The 2,497-nt window shown below is 70.7% G+C and carries 2 protein-coding genes and 1 pseudogene; 2 read left to right on the top strand and 1 reads right to left on the bottom strand.

Annotated features, from left to right (window positions below):
• The coding region (locus A5624_RS23120) for a S16 family serine protease (RefSeq protein ID WP_066871624.1) at positions 1 to 1,111 on the top strand (1,111 nt) is incomplete at its 5' end.
• Positions 1,112 to 1,138: 27 nt separating this feature from the next.
• On the top strand, positions 1,139 to 2,212 hold the full coding sequence (disA, locus tag A5624_RS23115; RefSeq protein ID WP_066871621.1) for a DNA integrity scanning diadenylate cyclase DisA: 1,074 nt from the start codon (positions 1,139 to 1,141) through the stop codon (positions 2,210 to 2,212).
• 30 nt (positions 2,213 to 2,242) lie between these two features.
• Here the strand turns inward: disA and A5624_RS23110 are convergent.
• Positions 2,243 to 2,497 (bottom strand): annotated as a pseudogene (locus A5624_RS23110) (hypothetical protein); the annotation flags it as partial.

The following is a 2,497-nucleotide window of genomic DNA, read 5'->3' as shown; positions in this document are numbered from 1 at the left end:
GCTGCTGCTCGAGGTCGCGCATCGCTGGGCGAAAGCGGGCCGCCGCGCCCTGTACATCTCCGGTGAGGAGTCGGCGGGCCAGATCCGGTTGCGCGCGGACCGCATCGGCTGCGGCAGCGACGAGCTCTACCTGGCCGCCGAATCCGACCTGCACACCGTCCTCGAGCACATCGCGACGGTCAGGCCCGCGCTGGTGATCGTGGACTCGGTGCAGACCATGTCCACCACCGAGGCCGACGGTGTGGCCGGCGGCGTCACGCAGGTCCGCGCGGTGACGTCGGCCCTGACCGCGGCGGCCAAGACCAACGGCGTCGCGCTGATCCTGGTCGGGCACGTCACCAAGGACGGGGCCATCGCCGGGCCGCGTTCCCTCGAGCACCTCGTCGACGTGGTGCTGCACTTCGAGGGCGACCGCAACGGCTCGCTGCGCATGGTCCGGGGGATCAAGAACCGGTTCGGGGCGGCCGACGAGGTCGGCTGTTTCCTGTTGCACGACAACGGGATCGAGGGCGTCGCCGACCCGTCGAACCTGTTCCTGGATCAGCGTCCGGCCCCGGTGCCGGGCACCGCGATCACGGTGACACTGGACGGCAAACGGCCGCTGATCGGCGAGGTACAGGCGCTGCTGGCCACGCCGGCGGGCGGCTCGCCGCGCCGCGCCGTCAGCGGCATCGACCACTCCCGGGCCGCGATGATCACCGCGGTACTGGAAAAGCACGCCAGGCTGCCCGTCGGCATCAACGACATCTACCTGTCCACGGTCGGCGGCATGCGGCTGACCGATCCATCGTCGGATCTGGCGGTCGCGGTCGCGCTGGCGTCAGCGCTCACCGGCCTGCCGCTGCCCACCACTGCGGTGATGATCGGCGAAGTGGGACTGGCTGGAGATTTGCGGCGGGTCAGCGGCATGGAGCGGCGGCTGAGCGAAGCCGCTCGCCAGGGGTTTTCCATCGCGCTCATCCCGGACGGTGACGACCCCCGGCGCGAGATCGTGCCGAACGGGATGCGGGCGCTGCGCGCGCCCACCATCGTGGCGGCGCTGGAGCACATGATCGACATCGCCGACCACCGCGGCGGCGCTCCCGCAAACCCGCCATGGCTGGACGCATGACGCGTCGGGCCTGAAGAATGACATGCTGTGACTCGTCCGACCCTGCGTGAAACCGTCGCCCGCCTGGCTCCGGGCACCGGCCTGCGTGACGGCCTGGAACGCATCCTGCGTGGCCGCACCGGCGCCCTGATCGTGCTCGGCAACGACGAGGCCGTCGAGGCCATCTGCGACGGTGGGTTCGCGCTGGACGTGCGCTACGCGCCCACCCGGCTGCGCGAGCTGGCGAAGATGGACGGCGCCGTCGTGCTGTCCACCGACGGCAGCCGCATCGTGCGGGCCAACGTGCAGTTGGTCCCGGACCCGTCGATCGCCACCGACGAGTCGGGGACCCGGCACCGGTCGGCGGAGCGGGCGGCGATCCAGACCGGCTACCCGGTGATCTCGGTGAGCCATTCGATGAACATCGTGACCGTCTACGTCGGCGGGGAGCGCCACGTGGTGGCGGACTCGGCGACCATCCTGTCGCGGGCCAACCAGGCCATCGCCACCCTGGAGCGGTACAAGATCAGGCTCGACGAGGTCAGCAGGCAGCTGTCGCGCGCCGAGATCGAGGACTTCGTCACGCTGCGCGACGTCATGACGGTGGTGCAGCGGCTCGAGCTGGTCCGCCGGATCGGCCAGGTGATCGACAACGACGTGGTCGAACTGGGCACCGACGGCCGCCAGCTGCGGCTGCAGCTCGACGAGCTACTCGGCGGCAACGACAACGCCCGGGAATTGATCGTGCGCGACTATCACGCCAGCCCGGAGCCGTTGTCCGAGGCGCAGATGACCGCCACGCTCGACGAGCTGGACGCGCTGTCGGATACCGAGCTGCTCGACTTCACCATCCTGGCAAAGGTTTTCGGGTATCCGACCACCACCGAGGCGCAGGATTCGGCGGTCAGCCCGCGCGGCTACCAGGCGCTGGCCGGCATTCCCCGGCTGCAGTTCGCCCACGCCGACCTGCTGGTCCGCTCGTTCGGGACGCTGCAGAACGTGCTGGCGGCCAGCGCCACCGACCTGCAATCGGTCGACGGCATCGGCGCGATGTGGGCCCGCCATGTGCGGGAAGGACTGTCGCAGCTGGCGGAGTCGACGATTACCGACTCGCTGAACTAGGTGAATGCAAGGTGCGTGATGTGATCGGCCTCAGCCGGCCGGCGGGGCCAGCGGCGGCGCCTCGGGCTGCGGCACCGCGCCCGGCTGACCCGGTCCGGGCACCGGGCCCGGCGGCGGTGGCGGCTGGTTCATGATGAACGGCACCGGCATCGAGCGCAGGTTGCCGAGCTGCACGACCAGGTTGTAGGTGCCCGGACCGATCGCCGGCCGCGGCAGCGGGCAGTGCGGCGCCGAGCCCATGCCCGTCCACGTCACCGCGGTGGTCACCTGCTCGCCCGGGGTGAA

It is taken from the genome of Mycobacterium sp. 1482292.6 (assembly GCF_001672995.1).
Lineage (GTDB): Bacteria > Actinomycetota > Actinomycetes > Mycobacteriales > Mycobacteriaceae > Mycobacterium > Mycobacterium europaeum_A.
The sequence above is the reverse complement of the archived record's forward strand: the minus strand, read 5'-3'. Positions and strand labels throughout refer to the sequence as shown.